Source organism: Sphingomonas sp. UYEF23 (genome assembly GCF_040546165.1).
GTDB lineage: Bacteria > Pseudomonadota > Alphaproteobacteria > Sphingomonadales > Sphingomonadaceae > Sphingomonas > Sphingomonas glacialis.
Genome location: NZ_JBEPNG010000003.1, coordinates 88,205 through 108,635 on the forward strand (window position 1 = coordinate 88,205; position 20,431 = coordinate 108,635).

Annotated in this window: 18 protein-coding genes and 1 riboswitch; of the genes, 11 read left to right on the forward strand and 7 right to left on the reverse strand. The window is 68.3% G+C overall.

Annotation, left to right across the window (positions count from 1 at the left end; all coding sequences use genetic code 11):
- Positions 1-59: 59 nt before the first annotated feature.
- The 4 genes from ABIB28_RS06555 (at position 60) to ABIB28_RS06570 (ending at position 5,024) form a co-directional block, all read left to right on the forward strand.
- The gene (locus ABIB28_RS06555; RefSeq protein ID WP_133191521.1) at positions 60-782 is read left to right on the forward strand and encodes a SapC family protein; all 723 of its coding nucleotides are present in this window, start codon (positions 60-62) and stop codon (positions 780-782) included.
- On the forward strand, positions 779-1,759 hold the full coding sequence (locus tag ABIB28_RS06560; protein ID WP_354287259.1) for a cupin-like domain-containing protein: 981 nt from the start codon (positions 779-781) through the stop codon (positions 1,757-1,759). The genes ABIB28_RS06555 and ABIB28_RS06560 overlap by 4 nt, the downstream gene beginning before the upstream one ends.
- Positions 1,756-3,249: a tryptophan halogenase family protein gene (locus tag ABIB28_RS06565; protein ID WP_354287260.1), complete on the forward strand. Its 1,494-nt coding sequence runs from the start codon at positions 1,756-1,758 to the stop codon at positions 3,247-3,249. Before ABIB28_RS06560 ends, ABIB28_RS06565 begins: the two co-directional genes overlap by 4 nt.
- 95 nt (positions 3,250-3,344) lie before the next feature.
- Positions 3,345-5,024 (forward strand): FAD-dependent oxidoreductase, encoded by a 1,680-nt coding sequence (locus ABIB28_RS06570; RefSeq protein WP_133191518.1) that lies wholly within the window; start codon positions 3,345-3,347, stop codon positions 5,022-5,024.
- Between the two features lie 137 nt (positions 5,025-5,161).
- On the opposite strand, the gene ABIB28_RS06575 is transcribed toward ABIB28_RS06570, so the two are convergent.
- Genes ABIB28_RS06575 through ABIB28_RS06585 form a run of 3 tightly spaced genes read right to left on the reverse strand, consistent with a single transcriptional unit; the run spans position 5,162 to position 7,486 of the window.
- Positions 5,162-5,788 carry a glutathione S-transferase gene (locus ABIB28_RS06575; RefSeq protein WP_354287262.1) on the reverse strand — a complete coding sequence of 209 codons (627 nt, stop codon included), beginning with the start codon at positions 5,786-5,788 and terminating at the stop codon, positions 5,162-5,164.
- Positions 5,785-6,165 carry a reverse transcriptase-like protein gene (locus tag ABIB28_RS06580; RefSeq protein ID WP_189676327.1) on the reverse strand — a complete coding sequence of 127 codons (381 nt, stop codon included), beginning with the start codon at positions 6,163-6,165 and terminating at the stop codon, positions 5,785-5,787. The genes ABIB28_RS06575 and ABIB28_RS06580 overlap by 4 nt, the downstream gene beginning before the upstream one ends.
- A 13-nt stretch (positions 6,166-6,178) precedes the next feature.
- Positions 6,179-7,486, reverse strand: coding sequence for an Hsp70 family protein (locus tag ABIB28_RS06585; protein WP_354287264.1), 1,308 nt, complete (start codon positions 7,484-7,486; stop codon positions 6,179-6,181).
- A gap of 396 nt (positions 7,487-7,882) precedes the next feature.
- Between ABIB28_RS06585 and ABIB28_RS06590 the strand changes: the two genes are divergently transcribed.
- Positions 7,883-10,564 carry a TonB-dependent receptor gene (locus ABIB28_RS06590; protein WP_354287265.1) on the forward strand — a complete coding sequence of 894 codons (2,682 nt, stop codon included), beginning with the start codon at positions 7,883-7,885 and terminating at the stop codon, positions 10,562-10,564.
- A gap of 70 nt (positions 10,565-10,634) precedes the next feature.
- Here the strand turns inward: ABIB28_RS06590 and ABIB28_RS06595 are convergent, their stop codons facing one another.
- On the reverse strand, positions 10,635-11,312 hold the full coding sequence (locus ABIB28_RS06595; protein WP_322161963.1) for a response regulator transcription factor: 678 nt from the start codon (positions 11,310-11,312) through the stop codon (positions 10,635-10,637).
- 128 nt (positions 11,313-11,440) lie between these two features.
- Positions 11,441-11,628, forward strand: a riboswitch (cobalamin riboswitch).
- A 137-nt stretch (positions 11,629-11,765) separates the two neighbouring features.
- Here ABIB28_RS06595 and ABIB28_RS06600 point away from each other — a divergent pair.
- The 6 genes from ABIB28_RS06600 to cobS are packed head-to-tail and all read left to right on the forward strand — an operon-like array spanning position 11,766 to position 17,018.
- Positions 11,766-13,760, forward strand: a complete 1,995-nt coding sequence (locus tag ABIB28_RS06600; protein ID WP_354287268.1) for a TonB-dependent receptor plug domain-containing protein — start codon at positions 11,766-11,768, stop codon at positions 13,758-13,760.
- A 13-nt stretch (positions 13,761-13,773) separates the two neighbouring features.
- On the forward strand, positions 13,774-14,328 hold the full coding sequence (locus ABIB28_RS06605; RefSeq protein ID WP_354287270.1) for a hypothetical protein: 555 nt from the start codon (positions 13,774-13,776) through the stop codon (positions 14,326-14,328).
- Positions 14,325-14,732: a DUF1636 domain-containing protein gene (locus ABIB28_RS06610; RefSeq protein ID WP_354287272.1), complete on the forward strand. Its 408-nt coding sequence runs from the start codon at positions 14,325-14,327 to the stop codon at positions 14,730-14,732. The genes ABIB28_RS06605 and ABIB28_RS06610 overlap by 4 nt, the downstream gene beginning before the upstream one ends.
- Complete coding sequence (gene cobT, locus ABIB28_RS06615) at positions 14,729-15,742, forward strand: nicotinate-nucleotide--dimethylbenzimidazole phosphoribosyltransferase (RefSeq protein WP_354287274.1); 1,014 nt, start codon at positions 14,729-14,731, stop codon at positions 15,740-15,742. Before ABIB28_RS06610 ends, cobT begins: the two co-directional genes overlap by 4 nt.
- Positions 15,739-16,308: a histidine phosphatase family protein gene (locus tag ABIB28_RS06620; protein WP_354287276.1), complete on the forward strand. Its 570-nt coding sequence runs from the start codon at positions 15,739-15,741 to the stop codon at positions 16,306-16,308. Before cobT ends, ABIB28_RS06620 begins: the two co-directional genes overlap by 4 nt.
- The gene (gene cobS / locus ABIB28_RS06625) at positions 16,305-17,018 is read left to right on the forward strand and encodes an adenosylcobinamide-GDP ribazoletransferase (RefSeq protein WP_354287278.1); all 714 of its coding nucleotides are present in this window, start codon (positions 16,305-16,307) and stop codon (positions 17,016-17,018) included. The genes ABIB28_RS06620 and cobS overlap by 4 nt, the downstream gene beginning before the upstream one ends.
- Here cobS and ABIB28_RS06630 read toward each other — a convergent pair.
- Genes ABIB28_RS06630 through ABIB28_RS06640 form a run of 3 tightly spaced genes read right to left on the reverse strand, consistent with a single transcriptional unit; the run spans position 16,983 to position 20,357 of the window.
- Complete coding sequence (locus ABIB28_RS06630; protein WP_354287280.1) at positions 16,983-18,452, reverse strand: cobyric acid synthase; 1,470 nt, start codon at positions 18,450-18,452, stop codon at positions 16,983-16,985. The genes cobS and ABIB28_RS06630 overlap by 36 nt on opposite strands.
- Complete coding sequence (cbiB, locus tag ABIB28_RS06635) at positions 18,440-19,378, reverse strand: adenosylcobinamide-phosphate synthase CbiB (RefSeq protein WP_354287282.1); 939 nt, start codon at positions 19,376-19,378, stop codon at positions 18,440-18,442. The genes ABIB28_RS06630 and cbiB overlap by 13 nt, the downstream gene beginning before the upstream one ends.
- Positions 19,371-20,357, reverse strand: coding sequence for an aminotransferase class I/II-fold pyridoxal phosphate-dependent enzyme (locus ABIB28_RS06640; RefSeq protein WP_354287284.1), 987 nt, complete (start codon positions 20,355-20,357; stop codon positions 19,371-19,373). The genes cbiB and ABIB28_RS06640 overlap by 8 nt, the downstream gene beginning before the upstream one ends.
- Positions 20,358-20,431 lie beyond the last annotated feature (74 nt).

Genomic DNA, 20,431 nt, shown 5'->3' on the forward strand with positions numbered 1-20,431 from the left:
GGCGCCGTGCTTGGCGCTCCCTCGATCGGCGATTATCACGTCTCCATGACCATCACAGCATGACCAACACCGTTCTCCTCGATACGATCGCGCATGCCGATCTGCGTGTTGCCATCGGCCATGCCGCGCGCTTCGGCGATGCGGTCAACCAATGCGTCGTCTTCCCGACCGAGTTCGAGGCGGCGCAGCGCGACTATCCGATCGTGTTTCGGCGCGATGCGGAGGGTTCCTTCTATGCCGTCGCCTTGCTCGGGCTCGACCGCGACGAGAATCTGTTCCTCGATCCGCGCGGCTGGGACGCGCGCCACATCCCCGCGCTCCACCAGCGCGGCCCCTTCCTGATCGGCATGGTCGACCGCGACGGCGTCAGCGAGCCCGAACCGATGCTCCACGTCGATCTCGACCACGCGCGCGTCGGTGCAGCCGATGGCCAGCCGGTCTTCCTGCCGCACGGCGGGCAGTCGCCGTATCTCGACCATATCGTCAAGGTGCTTCGCGTGATCCATGACGGGATCGCGATGCGCGCGCCGATGTTCGCCGCGTTCGAGCAAGCCGAGCTGATCGAGCCGATCACGCTCGACATCGCGCTCGACGACGAGACGCATTACAGCGTGCCCGATTGCTTCACGATCGGACCCGAGCGGCTCGCCCGGCTCGACGCCGCCGCGCTCGATGCGCTGCACCGCGCGGGTTTCCTCCAGCATGCGTTCCTCGTCGCGTCCTCGCTCGGCAATGTCACGCGGCTGATCGAGCTCAAGAACCGCAAGCGCCGCGCGGCATGACGCTGCCACTCCACCCCGCCACGCTGATCGCGCAGCAACGTCCGGTGGTGTTGCGCGCTTTGGTGCGCGATTGGCCGATCGTGCGCGCCGGGCTCGAAAGTCCCGCCGCCGCCGCTGCCTATCTCAAGCGGTTCGATCGCGGTGCGGCAGTCGTCGGCTATACCGGCGCGCCCGAGATCGGCGGCCGCTTCTTCTACGACGAGAGCGGCACGGGGATGAACTTCACCGCGTCGCGCGTCGCGCTCGACGCCTATCTCGACCGGATGCTGTCGACGCTCGACGCGCCCGATGCGCCGTCGCTCTACGTCGGCTCGACCGACCTCGACACCTATCTCCCGGGCTTCCGCGCCGAGAACGACCTCGCCGCCGATTTTGCAGGCGCGACGCCGCTCGCGAGCATCTGGATCGGCAACCGCACCACCGCGGCGACGCATTTCGACATGTCGAACAACATCGCCTGCTGCGTCGTCGGGCGTCGCCGCTTCACGCTGTTCCCGCCCGCGCAGATCGCCAACCTCTATCCCGGCCCGCTCGAGCCGACGCCCGGCGGCCAGGTCGTCAGCATGGTCGACGCGCGTGCGCCCGATTTGGCACGCTATCCCCGCTTCGCCGAAGCGCTCGCCAGCGCGGAGGTGTTCGATCTCGAGCCGGGTGACGTGCTCGTCTATCCAGCCTTGTGGTGGCACAATGTCGAGGCGCTCGACGGCTTCAACGTGCTCGTCAATTATTGGTGGAACAACGCGCCGCGCTTCCTCGACAGCCCGATGAACACCATCCTCCACGGCTTGCTGAGCTTGCGCGACCGGCCCGATACCGAAAAGCAGGCGTGGCGCGCGCTGTTCGATTACTATGTGTTCGGCCCGGCCGACCTCCCCGCCGCGCATCTTCCCGAGCCGATGCACGGGGCGCTCGCGCCACTGACCGATCTCACCGCGCGACGGCTGCGCGCGCAGCTTCTGCAAAGGCTCAACCGATGACCGCAGCCCCCTCGCCCGACCAGACGATCAAGCGCGTCGTCGTCGCAGGCGGCGGCACCGCGGGCTGGATCGCGGCGGCGGCGCTGGCGAAACATCTCGGGCCGTTGCTCGAGATCGTGCTGGTCGAATCCGACGAGATCGGCACCGTCGGCGTCGGCGAAGCGACGATCCCGACGATCCGCACCTTCCACCGCTTGCTCGAACTCGACGAGCGCGACTTCCTGCGCGCGACGCGAGCGACCTTCAAGCTCGGCATCGCGTTCGAGAATTGGGCGCGCGACGGCGATCGCTACATCCATTCGTTCGGGCGCGTCGGCCAGTCGATCTGGATGGGCGACTTCCAGCATATGTGGCTGCGCGGCCGCGCGGCGGGGATCGCCGACGAGCTCGGCGCCTATTGCTTCGAGCTTGCCGCCGCCGAGGCAGGCAAGTTCGCCACCGCCGACGACGCCAAGATCAACTATGCCTATCATTTCGATGCCGGGCTCTACGCGCGCTACCTCCGCGATTTCAGCGAGAAGCGCGGCGTCACGCGGATCGAGGGCAAGATCGGTGGTGTCGTGCAGAACGCCGAGAGCGGGTTCATCGAAGCGCTCGAGCTCGACGACGGACGCCGTATCGACGGCGATCTGTTCGTCGATTGCTCGGGCTTTCGCGGGCTGCTGATCGAGCAGACGCTCAACGCCGGCTATGAGGATTGGAGCCACTGGCTGCCGACCAACCGCGCGCTCGCGGTACAGACCAAGGCCGTCGCGCCGCCCCGACCCTACACACGCGCCATCGCGCATGAAGCGGGCTGGCAGTGGCAGATCCCGCTCCAGCACCGCGTCGGCAACGGGCTAGTCTATTGCAGCGAGTATCTGTCGGACGACGCGGCGCGCGAGAAACTGCTCGCGCAGGTCGACGGCGAGACAATCACCGAGCCGCGGACGATCCGCTACGTCACCGGGCGGCGCAAACGCGTGTGGGACAAGAACTGCGTCGCGCTGGGGCTCGCCAGTGGTTTTGTCGAACCGCTCGAATCGACCAGCATCCATCTCATCATGATCGGCATCACGCGGCTGATCCAATCCTTTCCCTTTGCCGGGATCAAGGATTCGGTCGTGCGGCGCTACAACGATCTGGCGGAGACCGAACTCGAGCGCGTGCGCGACTTCATTATCCTGCATTATCATCTGAACGAACGGCGCGAACCCTTCTGGCAGCGCTGCGCGACGATGGAGATTCCCGATACGCTCGCGCAGCGGATCGCGCTGTTCGCCGAATCCGCGCTCACGCCGCAGACCGCCGACGATCTGTTCCAGGCGGATTCGTGGTTGCAAGTGATGCTGGGCCAGCGGCTCGAGCCCGGCGGCTACCACCATATGGGGCATGTGCTGAGCGACGCGCATCTCGCGCGCGCCTTTGCCGATCTCAAGGGCAATATCGCGGGCGCGGTCGGCCGGATGCCGACGCATCAGGCGTTTCTCGACAGCTACTGCGCACGCTGAGCGCAAGCGTCGTCGCGATGCGACGGTTCGAGCTCAAGCAGCGCCAACTGTGCTAAAGGCGTGCGCATCGGCACACTTCGAACAGGGGCTTTCGCATGAGCACGATCGACACGCGTCAGGCACAGGCCTTCCCGGTGCTCACCCCGGCGCAAGTCGAAACCGCGTCGCGCTTCGCCAGCGGCCCGGCGCAAAGCTTCGCACCCGGCTCGCCGATCTTCGCGATCGGCGACGAGCATGCCCCGACCTGGCTCGTCCTCAGCGGCGGGATCGCGGTGCACCGCCGCGACGGGTTGAGCGATGAAGCGCCTGTCACGGTCCACGGCCCCGGCCAGTTCAGCGGCGAAGTCAGCCAGCTTGCCGGGCGCCCGTCGCTCGCCGGCGGCACGGCGGGCGAAGCCGGATGCACCGCGCTGCCGTTCGATTCGGCGCATCTGCGCGCGCTGATGGTCGGATCGGCCGATGTCGGCGAAGTCGTGATGCGCGCGCTGATCCTGCGCCGCGTCGGCTTGATCGAGGCGGGCGGATCGGGCTCGGTGCTGATCGGCGATCCCGGCAGCAAGGCGGTGCTCGCGCTACAGGGCTTTCTGACGCGCAGCGGCTATCCCAACCTCGTGCTCGATGCCGCGGTCGATGGCGAAGGCCACGACGTGGTCGAACGGCTCGGCGTGCTTCCCGCCGAACTGCCGCTGCTGATCTGCCCCAACGGCACCGTGCTGCGCAATCCGAGCACGAGCGAAGTCGCGGCCTGTCTCGGCATGGTCGCCGAGCTCGATCCGGCGAAGGTCTATGACGTCGCGATCGTCGGCGCTGGGCCGGCTGGCCTCGCCGCCTCGGTCTATGCCGCGTCCGAGGGGCTCGGCGTGATCGTGCTCGACGAAGTGGCGATGGGCGGCCAGGCGGGCCAGTCGAACCGGATCGAGAATTACCTTGGCTTCCCGACCGGCATTTCGGGCCAGGCGCTGGCCGGCCGCGCGTTCAACCAGGCGCTCAAGTTCGGCGCCGAGGTTGCGATCCCGCTATGCGCAGAGCGGCTCGAGTGCGCCGTCGAGGAACGAAGCGCGCCCCTGTCGCTCCACTTGTCCGAGGGCCGGCAGCTGCGCACGCGCAGCGTGGTGATCGCCTCGGGCGCGCGCTATCGCCGCCCCGACGTGCCCGATCTTGCCACGTTCGAAGGCGCGGGCATCTCCTATTGGGCGTCGCCGATCGAGGCCAAATTGTGCGCGGGCGAGCAGGTCGCGCTGGTCGGCGGTGGCAATTCGGCGGGGCAGGCGGTCGTGTTCCTCGCGCCGCACGTTGACCGGCTGCATCTCATCGTGCGGCGGCCGCTCGAAGCGACGATGTCGCGCTATCTGATCGATCGGATCGCCGCGCTCCCCAATGTCGAGCTGCATGTCGGCAGCGAAATCGTCGCGCTCGATGGCGATGCGCAGGGCTCGCTCGCCGGCGCGACCTTCCGCAACCGGGCGGATGGCGCGCAGTCGCACTGCGAGATGCGGCATCTGTTCCTGTTCATCGGCGCCGATCCCAATACGGCATGGCTCGACGGCTGCGTCGCGACCGATGCCAAGGGCTTCGTGCTGACCGGCGACGACTTCATCGACGAGGCCAAAGGCTATGGCCGTACCGCGCTGCCGCTGGAGACGAGCCGGCCTGGGGTGTTCGCGATCGGCGACGTCCGCGCGGGCTCGACCAAGCGCGTCGCCGCCGCGGTCGGCGAAGGCGCGGCGGTGGTCGCGCAGATTCATACCGCGCTGGCGCATCTGGCGGAGGCATAGGCTCCGATCCTCCCCGGCACGGGGGTGTGGCAGCCGAAGGCTGACGGAGGGGCTAGCCGCAAGCGTTGTCCTTCCGGCGAGCCCCTTCACCGTTCGCTTAACGCTCACGGTCCTCCTCCCCGTGCCGGTGAGGATGGTTAGGCGCTTGCGTTCAGCACAATCGGCGGGTCGCCGGGCGCCCACGGGGCGAAACGCTGCATTGCCTGCTCGAACAGAGGCGACGCGACATGGCGTGCGAGCCACGCCTGCACCCGCGCGATCGGCTGCGCGGCGAACCCGTCAGGGTCGACCGCCGCGAACTGCCGGACGAACGGGAAGATCGCCATGTCGCTCAGCCCGCGCTGCGCCCCGCACAGATTCGCGCTGTCCGACAGTCGCGCTTCGAGCAGCCCGAGCATCGCCACACCGGCGTCGCGATGCACGATCGGATCGGCGCCGTGGCGTTCGGCATATTTGTAGCGGTCGAGATGGTGCTTGAACTGCGTGTCGAACGTCTCGACCAGCGCCGCGTCATACCCCGCCAGCCAGCGCTCGGGGTCGGCCCGCCCGAGCGCCCACAGCATGATCTCGAGGCTTTCGTCGATCACGCGCCCGTCGGCGCACACCAATACCGGCACCGTCCCCTTCGGCGACGCCGCCAGCATCGCCGCGGGCTTGTCGCGCAGCATGATCTCGCGGAGTTCGAACGGCTCCCCGCTCGCCAGCAACGCCAGCCGCGCCCGCATCGCATAGGGGCAGCGGCGGAAGCTGTAGAGCAGCGTCACCGCGCCCGCGCGCGCTCCAGCGCGATCCCGGCGAGGTTCTGCGTACGCTTGATGTAGCGCAGATTGGGCATCGCGCCGTCGGCGAACAGCGCGCGGAACGCCGCGAGATGCGGGACGCTGTCGCCGCGGCACTTGGTGCGGCCATTGGCCATGTCGATCACCGCGACCGAATCGCCGAGCAAGACGAAGTCGGTGAGGCCAAGCGCCTGTGCCCCCTTCAGCGCCGCGATCAGCGCGAGCCATTCCGAATCCATGCTCGAGCCTATGCCCGCGTCGAGCTCGGCATGCGCCACGCCGGCGATGACATAGGCATATTCCATCTTGCCCGGATTGGGGCGGCAACCGCCGTCGAAATAGACTTTTACCCGGTCGGTCATCGTAGCATCCTTTTCATGCCGCCCACGCGGCCAGATCATCCTGCTGACCGATCAAGGCCAGCCCGTGCGCGATCGAGGTCAGTTCACCGCCCGTCGCGATCCGCTCCTCGCCGAAGCGTTCGTCGAACAGCCGACGAATGCGCGGGGTGAGCGAGGTACCGCCGGTCAGGAAGACGCGGTCGATCGCGCTCGCCGGCGTTGCCGCCGTCGCCAGCGCGCGGTCGACCGCGTCGCCGATCCGCGCGATGTCGGGCGCGATCCACGTCTCGAACTCGGCGCGCGTGACATCGGCCTCGACCGTCAGCCCCGCACCGGCAAAGTGGAAATGCGCGTCCTCGCTGCTCGACAGCGCGCGCTTCACTTGCCCGACCGCGTCGTACAGCTGATAGCCGAGCTCCTGCTCGATCACCGCGATCATCCGCGTGATCGCATCCGGCTCGACCGCGTTGCGGCGCAATTTGTCGAGTTCGGCGAGCGTGCGGCGGTTGCGCATCAGCGCGAGCCGCGACCAGTCGCTGAAATCGTTGAAATAGCCCCCCGGAATATCGAGCACCTTGCCCATCGAGCGATACGACCCGCCCTTGCCGAGCAACGGCATGACGAGATGGTCGACGATCCGATAGTCGAAGCGGTCGCCCGCAATCCCGACGCCCGCCGCGCCGAGCGGGGTACAGCGCCGCGCCGCTCCGGGCGCTGCGATGTGGACCACCGAGAAATCGCTCGTCCCGCCGCCGAAATCGGCGACCAGGATCGTCGCCGGGTCGCTGATCCGCGACGCATAGCTGAACGCCGCGCCAATCGGTTCGTAGACATAGTGAATCTCGGCACCGAGCCCGGCGAACATCGCGTCGTAGCGCGTCCGTGCGAGCGTCTCGTTCGGGCGGCTGCCCGCAAACTCGACCGGCCGCCCCACGACGACGCGCGCCGCCTGTCCGTCGAGCGCACCGCCGGCGCGTGCAGCGAGCTTGGCGAGGAACAACTGGCCGAGCTCCTCGAAGCGCAAGCGGCGTTCGAAGACGTTGGCGAATTCGAAGCTCGCGCTCGCCACCACCGACTTGAACGATTGCAGGAAGCGGCTGTCCTGCGGGAATTCGAGATATTCGCGGATCGCCCATGGCCCGGCATCGGCGGCGAGCCCGCTCGGCACCCCGGGATGGCGCCCGTCGTCTTCCCAGAAGCACAAGGCCGAGCGGAAGACGGGGTCGCGCGCGTCGGGCGCATCGAGCGCGACAAGTTCGGCAGCCCTATCCCGCGACAGCGCGACCACCGAGTTGGTGGTGCCAAAATCGAGGCCGATCGCGGTGGGGGAAGATATGGACATGACGCGAGGCGCTCTAGTCGCAAAGTCCGGGCGGCGCAAAACTCGGGTAAGGGGTGCGACTCGCACAGATCAGACATCAGCAACGCCGATGCGCGCACGAGAGCAGCGCATGACAAGACGCCGCTGTGTGACAAGTTAGCCGCACTTGGGTAAATACGTAAATAATCGTTTCCCGAAAAACGCGCGTAAGATCCGGTACAGTGGCGCGCTTGCGCTGCATTTTACGCGACGTAACGATCCCGCGCGGCGGCGCCATCGATCGAAGCGCGGTTTATGACGCGAAAATGATATTTTGGTAATACGCCGGTTGCAGCGAATGTAACATTCCTGACCCAATCGAGCGCTAGCCGAGCCGGACCGGGGCTAAACGGCCCGACTGGTTCAGGGGATATCACAATGATCGTTCGTTCGGGCTTCCGCCTGCAGCTGCTCATGGGCGGCGCGCTAATCGCTCTCACCGCTTCGCCAGCCCTGGCGCAGACCGCTCCGGCCACCGACGCCGCGGCCACCGCACCGGTCGCCGACACGCAGGCGACGACGCCCGCCGCAGCTCCCGAAGAGCAGGGCGCCGGCATCGGCGACATCGTCGTCACCGCGACCCGTCGTGAAACCAACCTGCAGAAGACGCCGATCTCGATCAGCGTGCTCAGCGCACAGGGCATCGCCGATCGCCACGTGCTCAGCCTGTTCAACCTCGCAGATGGCTCGATCCCGTCGCTCCGCGTCGCGACCTTCGAAGCGCGCCAGTCGGCGCTGACGATCGGTATCCGCGGTATCGTCCCCTACGATCAGAACCAGACCGCGCGCGACGGCGGCGTCGGCGTCTATATCGACGGCGTCGCGCTGGGTAAGACCCAGGGCCTGAACGCTGCGCTGTTCGACATCGAGCGCATCGAAGTGCTGAAGGGTCCGCAGGGCACGCTGTTCGGCCGCAACACCGAAGGCGGCGCGCTGTCGCTCGTCTCGAAGGCCCCGACCGGCGTGTTCGACGCGCGCGTCACCGCTGGCATCGGCAATTACGGCGCCCGCAACACCGACCTGCACCTCGACCTGCCGAGCTTCTACAACATCTCGCTCAAGTTCGACGGCGTGTATCAGCATCAGGATCCGACGGTGAAGAACCGGCTCCAGGGTGCGACCGGCTGGAATTATTACGACCGCAAGGGCGGCCGCGTCGCAGCCCGCTGGCAGCCGATCGACGGCTTCACCGCTGACCTCGCTTATGATTACGCGAAGGACGAGAACAGCCCGAACTTCAGCCAGCTGCTCAACTACAACCCCGGCAAATATGCTGTCGGCTCCTACACCAACGGCGCGACCGGCGTCCTTGGCACCTCGCTGTTCGTGCCCGGCACCGGCACTGCTTGCGGCGGCACGATCACCGCAGCGCAGTCGGCGGCCGGGCGCCCGATCTGCGTCGCGCCCAAGGCGCCGCTCGTCGGCGTCCATCCCGAGCGCCAGTACATCTCCGATGTCGGCGTCCCGCAGCAGCCGAGCGTCGACATCACGCACGGTTTCTCGGCCAATCTGAAGTACAAGCTCGCACCGTGGATCGAGCTGCGCTCGATCACCGCATGGCGCGGCGTCAAGACCGATCAGTGGGACAACTCCGGCGGCCCAGAGCGCAGCTCGTTCTCGCCGTTCGTCGTCAACACCGCGAACCCGACCGCGATCAACACGACCGGCACGTTCAGCCGCTACAGCCTCTCGTTCCTCAAGCAGAACCAGTTCAGCCAGGAATTCCAGGCGGTCGGCAGCGTACCGCAGTTCGACTATGTCGTCGGCGCGTATTACTACACCGAACAGGCGAGCGAATATGCCGCCACCCCACTGACCAACCAGTGGAACGCCGATGGCACCGCCTATACGATCCGCAGCCCGATCCCGGGCAATTCGAGCGCGATCACGGGGGCGAACTCGGGCCTTCAGCGCTATGATGCATCGTGCAACAACACGCTGGCGGCCACTGCACCGCAATTCGCCAACAGCTGCCAGTTCATCACGCGCGCCAGCGCCGCGACCGACCACAACTATTCGGTGTTCGGCAATCTGACCTTCTCGCCCGAGGCGCTCGGCAACGTGCTGCACATCACGGCAGGCGGTCGCTGGACCAAGGACGACCGTCACGGCAGCCTCTACGTCATCAACAACCGTACCGATCTTGCCGGTGCGACCGGCGTCGTTGCACCGTTCGGCTTCAAGAACAGCATCAGCCGCTTCGACCCGATGTTCAACATCGCGTTCGACGCGACGCGCGACATCCACTTCTACGCAAAATATGCGACCGGCTTCCGCGCCGGTGGTGCGAACGACCGCTCGCTGCAGTTCAACGCCTTCGGTCCGGAAGCGGTCAAGTCGTACGAAATCGGCGCCAAGGCCGACTTCTGGGATCACCGCGCGCGCCTCAACGTCGCAGGCTACATCATGGATCGTAGCAACACGCAGTTCGACTTCGACTATTTCGACACCAACGGCTCGAGCCCGACCAACGGCGCGCATATCGAGCAGACCACTAATGCCGGAAAATCGAAGATCCGCGGCGTCGAAATCGACCTGACGGTGAAGCCGATCCCGCAGCTGACGCTGACCGGTTCGTATGCCTACACCTATTGGAAGGCACCTTCGGCCGTGAACCCGCTGACGCCAGGTGCGCCGCCGCAGCAGCTCTACATCGTCTACACGCCGAAGAATGCGGCCTCCGCCGCGCTCGACTACGTGGTTCCGGTGAATATCGGGGATGCCAGCGTCCGTCTTCACCTCGACGGCAACTATTCGAGCAGCCAGTACAGCTTCCAGCTCGAGAGCACCAAGACCGACGCCAGCTTCGTGATGAACGGGCGCCTCGCGCTCGCCGACATCGCGGTGAACGACCATAACAAGGTCACCGTCTCGGTCTGGGCGCGCAACCTGCTCGACACGACCTACGTCTATCGTCGCTCGTCGGCGAACTCGACGCCGGTGCAGAACTACAGCGCGACCGGTGCGCTGATTTCGACCGCATACGGCGGCATTCTCGGCGACTATGGCAATTTCAACGCGCCGCGCACCTACGGCTTCGAACTCTCCGCCAAGTTCTGATCACTCGGCACTAGGCGGGAAGACCCGGTCCGAGCATTGCTCGGGCCGGGTTTTTCTTTGCCTGCGCGGTTCAGCCGTGGTCGACCAGCATATAGCCGACGCCGCGGATCGTCTCGATCGGGTCTGGCTCGCCGGCAGCATTCAAATGCCCGCGCAAGCGCCGGATGTAGGATTCGACGACATTGGTCGCGGGTTCGCCGTCGTAGCGCCACACGTTGCGATAGAACATCGCGCGCGTGACGATCGCATTCTTGTTGCGGATCAGTTCGCACAGCATTTGGAACTCGAGCTTGGGCAAAGCGAGCACACGCCCGCCGCGTTGTGCGCGATACTTGATTTCGTTCACTTCGATGTCGCCCGCACGCATCACGCCGTGCCCCCCGCTGCGCGTCGCTCGCCGCAGGATCGCGCGCAACCGCGCCTCGATCTCGACCGCGGCGATCGGCTTGACGAGATAGTCGTCGGCGCCGGCATCGAGCCCGGCGAGCCGGTCGGGCAAATCGCCATGCACGCTCAGCAGCACGATCGGCAGATCGAGCCCGCGCTCGCGCAGCGTACGCGTGATCTCGACCCCGCCGACATAGGGCAGCACCAGTTCGAGCAGCACCGCGTCGAACGTTTCCTGCGTCGCCCGTGCGAGCGCGGTCCGGCCATCGCCGACGATCACGACCTCGTGCGACAGCGCCCCGAGATCGCTCGCGAGCTGGCGCGGCGCGCGCGCATCGTCATCGGCAATCAGGAGACGCACCGCTAGACTCCCGCTCGAGGGTTCGTTTCTGCCCAGCGACCATAACCGAACCGCGCCGCATTGCACGGGCGGCGTAGCGCGACCGCGCGAGCTGATCCAGGTGATTGACCCGTTTCCGTCCCCCCGCTACGCGCCGTCCTGCGATAGGTTCCCCGGCGACGGGGATGAAAAGGGAACGGGAAAACCCCGGCTGCCCCTGCAACTGTAAGCGGCGAGTTGCCCGGCCATTTGCCATTGGGACCTTCGGGTCCTGAGAAGGCGGCCGGAACGACGGTGACCCGTGAGCCAGGAGACCTGCCCGTCGCAGTCGTCTTTCGACCGGCCAGGGTGCGCCGAGCGAACGGGGAAGACCCCGCGTGACGACATCGCCGACCTGCATCGTGCAGGCGGGATGGTTCGCGCCCTCCCCCTTGCGCGCTTCAGGTCTCCGACTGTCTACAAGCGGGGACTGCCATGAAACGATTCCACCCATCGACCTCGGGCCTGCTACTCGGCCTGCTGATCGCGACGCCGGCCTTCGCCGACACGCCGCCACGCCCCGACGATACCCAGCAAGCGCCACGCCCCGATGCGGCGAGCGACATTCCGACCGACGCGAGCGCCGACATCGTCGTCACGGCAACGCGCGTGCCGACCGCGATCGAGCGTGTCGCAGCCTCGGTCACCGTGCTCGACAAGGCTGCGATTGATCGCAGCCAGGACATCGGCGTCACCGAGCTCCTGGTTCGCACGCCCGGCGTCAGCATGTCGCGCAACGGCGGCTATGGTACCAATACCTCGCTGCGCATCCGCGGCGCCGAGACCGACCAGACCGTCGTCGTCATCGACGGGGTCAAGCTCAACGATCCCTCGTCGCCCGGCGGCGGCTATAATTTCGCCAACCTCCTCACCGGCGACGCGAGCCGGATCGAAGTGCTGCGCGGGCCGCAATCGATCCTGTGGGGCAGCCAGGCGATCGGCGGCGTCGTCAACATCGTCACCGCGCTGCCGCAAAAGCCGATCGAGGGGAGCTTCGACGTCGAGGCCGGATCGCGCAAGACCGTCAGCGCGCGCGCGGCGATCGGCGGCAAGACCGGGCCGCTGACCTTCCGCATCGGCGCGCAGAGCTTCACCACCGCCGGCATCTCCGCCATCGCGCCGGCGTTCGGCGGCACCGAGACCGACGGCTATACCAACCAGAGCGTCACCGGACGCGCCGAACTCAAGCTCGCCGACGGGATCAGCGCCGACGTCCGCGGCTATTATGCGCGGGGTCGCGTCGAGCTCGATGGCTTTGCCGGCGATTCGGCAGACTTTTCGGTCGATACGCAATTCGTCGGCTATGCCGGGCTCAACGTCGATCTGTTCGGCGGGCGGCTGCGCAATCGCGTCGCCTATGGCTATACCGATATCCAGCGTGACAATTACAGCCCCGAGCTGCCGCAACCGCTGACCTTCGACGCGAACGGCCGCAACTCGCGGCTCGAATATCAAGGCAGCCTCGGCATCGCGACCGACTGGGACGCGGTGTTCGGCGTCGAACACGAGGTTTCGCGCTTCCGCACCGTGTCGCCCGACGGCACGCTCGGCACGCCGATCCCGGCGCCCGACAGGGCACGCGCCGCACTGACCGGCGTCTATGCCAAGCTCACCGCGACGGTGGCCGACGGGCTGACGCTCAGCGGCGGGGTGCGCAACGACGATCATAGCCGCTTCGGCAGCAAGACGCTGTTCGAGGCGGGCGCGGTGTGGGCGCTGCGCAGCGGCACGACGCTGCGCGCGAGCTATGGCGAGGGCTTCAAGGCACCGACGCTGTACCAGCTCTTTTCCGAATACGGGAACCAGACGCTCCGGCCCGAACAGGCCAAGGGCTGGGAAGCCGGCGTCGAACAGCGGCTGCTGGGTGGCGCACTGACGCTCGGCGGCAGCTATTTCGAGCGCCGCTCGACCAACCTGATCACTTTTGCCAGCTGCCCTGACGTTCCGACGACGGCGGTGTGCTTCCAGCCCGGCACGACGATTGCGCGCTTTGGCTATTACGCCAACGTGTCGCGCGCCTTCGCCCGCGGCGTCGAGGCGCAAGGCGCGCTGCGGCTCGGGCAGCGCGTGCTGATCGACGGCAATTACACCTATTCGCTCTCGGAAGACTGGTCACCGGGCGCGACCGATGGCCTGCAACTCGCACGGCGCCCGCGCAATGCGGCGAACGGATCGGCGACCTATACGCTGCCGAGCGGGATTTCGGGCGGCGTTGCGGTCCGCTGGTCGGGCGAAACCTTCAACGACGCGGCGCACTTCACGCGGCTTGCCCCCTACACGCTGGTCGATTTGCGCGCCGAGCTGCCGGTCACCCAGCATGTCGCGCTGTTCGGGCGGATCGAGAACCTGTTCAATGCGCAGTATCAGACGATCTATCGCTACGGCACGCTTGGCCGCAGCGTCTATGCCGGCTTCCGTGGCCGGTTTTGAGGGGGGAAAGCCGATGACCACCGACCTTCACGCGCGTCAGGCCGATCTGCTGTGGATCCTGCTCTTTACCATCGCGAGCACGCTCACCACGCTGATCTTCGCTTGCGCCACGCCCTTTCCCGCGCTCGCAGCCTTGGCGGCGGTGCATCTCGATCGCCGTGACGGCGTGCTGCTGATGGTTGCCGCCTGGGCGGTGAGCCAAGCGGTCGGGTTTTGCGTGTTGGGCTATCCGTGGGATGCCGCGACCGCGCTGACCGGCGTCGCGATCGGCACCGCTGCGGTGGCGTGCGCGATCGTATCGAGCCTCGTCGATAGCCGAGTGCCGGCGCGCTCGACCGTCGCGCGGCTCGCGATCGCCTATGTCGCGGCCTTCGCCGTCTTCAAGCTGGCGATCCTGCTCTGGGCGCCGGTGATCGGCCATGCCGATGTCGCGCTGTCGCTGCCGATCGTGCAGCGCCAGTTCGTGCGCTACGCCGCGATCCTCGCTGCGTTCTACGCGCTCTACCGCGTGCTCACCGCGGCCGGCGTGCCAGCCCCGGCGGCCGCGCCGCAGCCGGTGACGGCATGACCTTGCGCGAAGTGACCGACGGCCCAGCGGTCGTCGCGTGCAACACGTGCCGCTTTTCCGCCGACGCCCGCGACGATGCCGCCAATGTGCGCGGCGGGGCGCGGCTGGTCGAGGCGTTGCGCGCGGTCCAGGCCGAGCCCGGCTATGACGGCGTCGCGGTGCAGGAAATGCCGTGCCTGTTCGCCTGCCAGGATTTCTGCACGGTGCACCTGCGCGCGCCGGGCAAGGTCGGCTATGTGCTCGGGCGCTTCGAGCCGAGCGCCGAGGCCGCGCGCGCGATCCTCGATTATGCGCTGCTCTATGCCGAGAGCGACGTGGGCCAAGTGCCCTATCGCAGCTGGCCCGCGGGGGTGAAGGGGCATTTCATCACGCGCACGCCGCCGGCCGGCTTCGTCGTCGAATGACCGCGTTCGCCTCGGTCGCAGCGTTCGAGGCCGCGCTCGCCGCGCTGCCCGGGCCCGATCGCAGCGTGCAAGCCGAAGCGGCGGAACGGCAGGGACAATTGACCAAGCCGCCGGGTTCGCTCGGGCAGCTCGAAGACCTCGCCGTGTTCGTTGCCGGGTGGCAGGGCCTCGGCGCGCCGCGGATCCAGCATGGTCGCGTCGCGGTGTTCGCGGGCAATCACGGAATCGTCGCGCACGGCGTCAGCGCGTTCCCGGCGGCAGTGACGGCTGAAATGGTCCGCAACTTCCGGAACGGCGGCGCTGCGATCAACGCGCTGGCCGCGGCGGCGGGGCTCGAACTGGTCGTCGTCCCGCTCGAACTCGACCGACCGACCGCCGACTTCACCCGCGCACCCGCAATGTCGGCCGACGAATGCCTCGCCGCGCTGAATGCCGGTGCGGCGGTGGTGCGCGACGGTGTCGATCTGCTCGTGCTCGGCGAGATGGGGATCGGCAATTCGACCGCTGCCGCGGCGCTATGCGCGCGCAGCTTCGGCGGGGCGGCTGCCGACTGGGTCGGTCCCGGGACGGGGGTCGATGCCGCGGGGGTCGCGCGCAAGGTCGCGGTGGTCGAGGCCGCGCTCGCCTGTCATGCGGATGCCCCGACGACCGCGTTCGAGACGCTCCGCCGTGTCGGCGGGCGCGAGATTGCGGCGATCGCCGGCGCGGTCGTCGCCGCGCGGCTGGCGGGCGTGGTGGTGGTGCTCGACGGGTTCATCTGCAGCGCCGCGCTCGCGCCGATCGCTGCGGCGCATCCCACGATTACCGACCATTGCATCGCCGGGCATTGCTCGGCCGAGCCGGGGCATGCGCGCTTGCTCGAGCAGCTGGGGCTTACGCCGCTGCTCACTCTGGGCATGCGGCTCGGCGAGGCGAGTGGTGCCGCCGTGGCCGCGGGCGTGATCCGCGCTGCACTTGCCGCGCATGCCGAGATGGCGACCTTTGCCGAAGCCGGCGTCTCGGGCGCGTGAGCGCGCCGGTCCTGCTCCACCTGCTGCGCCACGGCGCACCCGAGTTGACGGGCACGCTGCTCGGGCGGACCGACAGCGCGGTGACGGCGCAAGGCCTTGCAGACTGCGTGGGCCGGGCCGTCGGACTCGATGTCGCGACCGTCGTAAGCTCCGACCTGATCCGCGCGCGCGCCTGTGCGGAAACGATTGCGCGCGACCACGGGCTTGGCGTGTCGGTCGACCCGCGCTGGCGCGAGCTCGATTTCGGCGCGTGGGACGGGCACGCGCCCGCGACGATCGACCCCGCCGCGCTCTCCGCCTTCTGGGATGATCCCGACGCCAATCCGCCGCCCGAAGGCGAGCGCTGGTCGAGCCTCGCCGCGCGCGTCGGCTCGGCGTGCCGCGACATCACCGTGCCGACCTTGGTGGTGACGCATGCCGGCGCGATGCGCGCCGCGCTCGCCACGCTGTGCGGGTTTTCGCAAGCGCAGACCTGGTCGATCGACCTTCCCTACGCTGCCCTGCTGTCGCTACGTGTCTGGCGCGAACCGAGCCTTGCCGCGCAGATCGTCGGACTGTCGGCATGAGGCGGCTGATCGTCGCGTTCGGTTTCCTGACTCGGCTGCCGATGCCGCAGGTCGCGGCTGACGGAAACGATTTTGCCGCCGCGATCCGCGCTTACCCGATCGTCGGGCTAGCGATCGGCGGACTCGTCGCGGCGAGTGGCTGGGCAGCAGGCCAGATCGACCCTTGGGTCGGCGCGCTTGCTGCGCTCATCGCGTGGGTCGCCGTCACCGGCGCGCTGCATCTCGATGGGCTTGGCGATCTTGCCGATGGGCTCGGCGCGGCGCATGGCGACCGGACGCGGCTGCTCGCGGTGATGGCCGATCCGCATATCGGCAGCTTCGGGGTCGTCACAATCGGGCTGCAGCTGCTCGCCAAGCTCGTCCTGCTCCATGCGCTCGCGGGCATCGCGTGGTGGCCCGTGATCTTCGTGCCGTTTGCGGCGCGGATCGGGCCGCTTGCCTGGGCGCGCTGGCTGCCGCCGCTGCGTGACGGGCTCGGCGCGCGCGTCGCCACCGCAGTGCGATCGCGCGATCTGATCGGCTGGGCGCTCGTGCTTGGCGCGACGGCGGTCGCGCTGCCCGCTGTGCTCGCCGCGCCAGTGCTGGTGCTCGGTTTCGGCCTGTGGCTGCGCTGGCGCGTCGGCGGGGTGAGTGGCGATTGCCACGGCGCGGGGATCGAACTGGTCGAGACCGGGCTATTGCTCGCGATCGTCGCGTGCGGTCTTCGATAGCGCGATCAGCGCGTCGATATCGACATGGCGCTCGAGCGTCGCGGCGATCGCATCGAGCGCGGCATCGATCGACGCGCGGTGATCGGGCCCGGCACCGTCGACACCGATCCGCGCGAGCCACGCCGCGCGCTGGCGCGCATCGCCGAGCAAGCCGTGGACATAGCTGCCGCACACCAGCCCGTCGGCGCTCATCGCCCCCTCGGCGCGGCCATCGCCGAACTGGCCGACAGGCCGAGCGGTATCGGGGCCGGTGGTGCGCCCCATATGGATCTCATAGCCATCGAACGCCGCGCCGAGCGCCGTGCCGCTGACGGCGCCGACGGTCTTGGCGCGCCCGATCTCGGTCTCGACGTCGAGCAGGCCGAGCCCCGCGACCGCGCCGACCGGCCCCTCGATCCCATGCGGATCGGATACGACGCGCCCGAGCATCTGATACCCGCCGCATAGCCCGAGCACCGGCCGGCCGCGGCGGTGGTGCGCGAGGATATCGATGTCCCACCCCTGCGCGCGCACGAACGCAAGGTCGGCGATCGTCGCCTTCGATCCGGCGAGCACGATCAGCGCCGCATCGGGAATCGGCTGACCAGGCGGCACCATCACCAGTTCGACATCGGGCTCGAGCCGCAACGGGTCGAGATCGTCGAAATTGGCGATCCGCGCGGTGATCGGACACGCGATCACGATCCGCCCGTCGCCACCGACGCTGCGGCGTTCGAGCACGACTGCATCCTCGCTTGGCAAGCGTACCGCTTCGGGCAGCCACGGCACCACGCCGAACCCGCGCCAGCCGCTGCGCGCCTCGATCACGCGATAGCCATCGTCGAACAGTGCGGGGTCGCCGCGAAACTTGTTGACCAGGAAACCGTGGATCATCGCCGCGTCGGCGGGATCGATCACCGCGCGCGTACCCACCAGCGAGGCGATCACCCCGCCGCGATCGATATCGCCGACCAGCACCACCGGCACCCCCGCCGCGCGCGCGAACCCCATATTGGCGATGTCGCCGCTGCGCAGGTTGATCTCGGCGGGGCTCCCGGCGCCTTCGATCACGACGATATCGGCCTGCGCGCGCAAGCGGTGATAGCTCGCCAGCACAGCGTCCAGCAGCCCGGCACGCCCCTCGCGCCAGTTCGCCGAGCCGAGCGTCCCGCGCACGCGCCCGTGAACGATGACTTGCGAGGTGCGGTCGCCCTGCGGCTTGAGCAGCACCGGGTTCATGTCGACATGCGGCGCGACGCGCGCGGCGAACGCCTGCGTCGCCTGCGCGCGGCCGATCTCGCCGCCATCGGCGGTGACCGCGGCATTGTTCGACATGTTCTGCGGCTTGAACGGCCGGACGACGAGCCCGCGATTGGCGAGCGCGCGACACAGGCCGGCGACCAGCACCGACTTGCCGACGTCCGACCCCGTCCCCTGCAGCATCACAGCACCCATACGATGCCCCCTGCCACGATCCACAGCAATGCGCACCCCCGCCGATAGACGCCGAGCGCGCGACGGATCTCGCGCGCGCCGATCTCCACGGCGCCAGTCCCGATCCACGGCTTTTCGGCGACGACGCCATCATAGGCGATCGGCCCGGCGAGCCGGACGTCGAGCACCCCCGCCATCGCCGCCTCGGGCCAGCCGGCGTTGGGCGAGGCGTGCTTCCCCGCATCGCGCCACAGCGTCGCCCAGCCGCCCCCGCCGACCGCGCAGAGAATCATTCCGGCGAGGCGCGCGGGCACCAGGTTCGCCACGTCATCGCTCCGCGCCGCCGCCCAGCCGAACATCCGCCAGCGCGGCTCACGGTGGCCGATCATGCTGTCGGCGGTGTTGAGCGCCTTGTAGATCCACAGCCCCGGCAGTCCCCCCAGCAGCAGCCAGAAGAACGGCGCGACGACGCCGTCGCAGAAGCTTTCGGCGAGACTCTCGATCGCGGCGCGCGCGACGCCGGCTTCGTCGAGCGCGGCGGTGTCGCGCCCGACGATCATCGCCACCGCACGCCGCGCCGCAGGAAGATCGCCCGCCTCGAGCGCCGCCGCGACGGGACGGACGTGATCGTCGAGGCTGCGCTGCGCGAGCCCCGGCCAGGCAAGCACCGCGATCCCGATCCATGCCCAACCGCCTAGCAGCGCCCGCAGCGCCAGCGTCGTTCCCCAGGTGATGGCGCCGACGCTGCCGACCAGCAGCAGCACCGTCAAAATCCCGCCAATCCACCGCGCCCGCGGCGTCCGCGTTGCACCATTCCAGCGGGCCTCGCACACCGCGATCAGCCGCGCGCACCACCCGACCGGATGGCCGATCCGCGCATACAGCCCGCCCGGCCAGCCGAGCACCGCGTCGAGCGCGAGCGCGCCGAGCGCGATGGGCTCAACCACCACCCAGCGCCCGATCGAGCCTTGCCAAGGCAGCCGCGCTCCCCGGCAAACCGATCCGCAGCCAGCCGGGGGCATAATCGAAGGGCCGCGTCAGAATCCCCGCCGTCGCGAGCCGCTCAAACACCACCGCAGCATCATGCGTCTCAACTAACCGGAACAGTGGGCAATCCCCCCGCGGCGCGAGGCCGTGCCTGCGCAACACCTGGTCGAGCGCAGCAGCAGCTGCAGCAAGATCGATCCGCATCGCCGCGCGCCACTGCGTATCGCGATATGCGCCGATGCCGAGCTCGATCGCAGCCGATGAAACCGGCCAGCTTCCGAGCCGCTCGCGATACCCCGCAACGATCGCCTCGGCCCCGCAAACGAAGCCGAGCCGCACCCCGGCGAGACCGTAGAATTTCCCGAACGAGCGAAACACCAGCACGCGGTCGTCGTCGCGCAGCAGCGGCAGCACGCTCGCACCAGCGACACAATCGGCGAACGCTTCGTCGATCACCAGCCAGCCGCCATCCGCAGTGCGCGAGCGAGCGAGGTCGAGCAGCGTTTCGGGCGCGATCACCTGCCCGTCGGGATTGTTGGGATTGGCCAGCAACGCGCTGCGCCATTCCGCGCCGGCCAGCGCAGCGCTCGCGACCGGCGTGGCATCGGGCAAAGCGGCAAAGTGCGAGCCATAGCTCGGCGCAACGACACAGGCCGGCCCCGGCAGCCCCATCGTCGCGAGCAAGCGCAGCCCGATCTCGCTCCCCGGCAGCGCCGCGATCGCCCCGCACGTCATGCCGAACGCCGCTGCCGCCGCATCCTCGAGCGCTGCCAGCCGGCTCGGCGAGGGCAGCACGCGCGGATCGGCCAGCGTCAGCGCCGCAGGATCATAGCCGTTCGGATTGATCCCGGTCGACAGATCGAGCCACGGCAAAGGAGCCGCCGGATAGCGCAGCGCCGCGGCATCGATGCGGCCGCCATGGATCGTCAATACGGACACGGCTCTAGCTCTCGACTTGCGGCATTCCGGGTGCCATCGCCAATCCGCTTGCCGCGCGCAAGCCGCGATAAGGA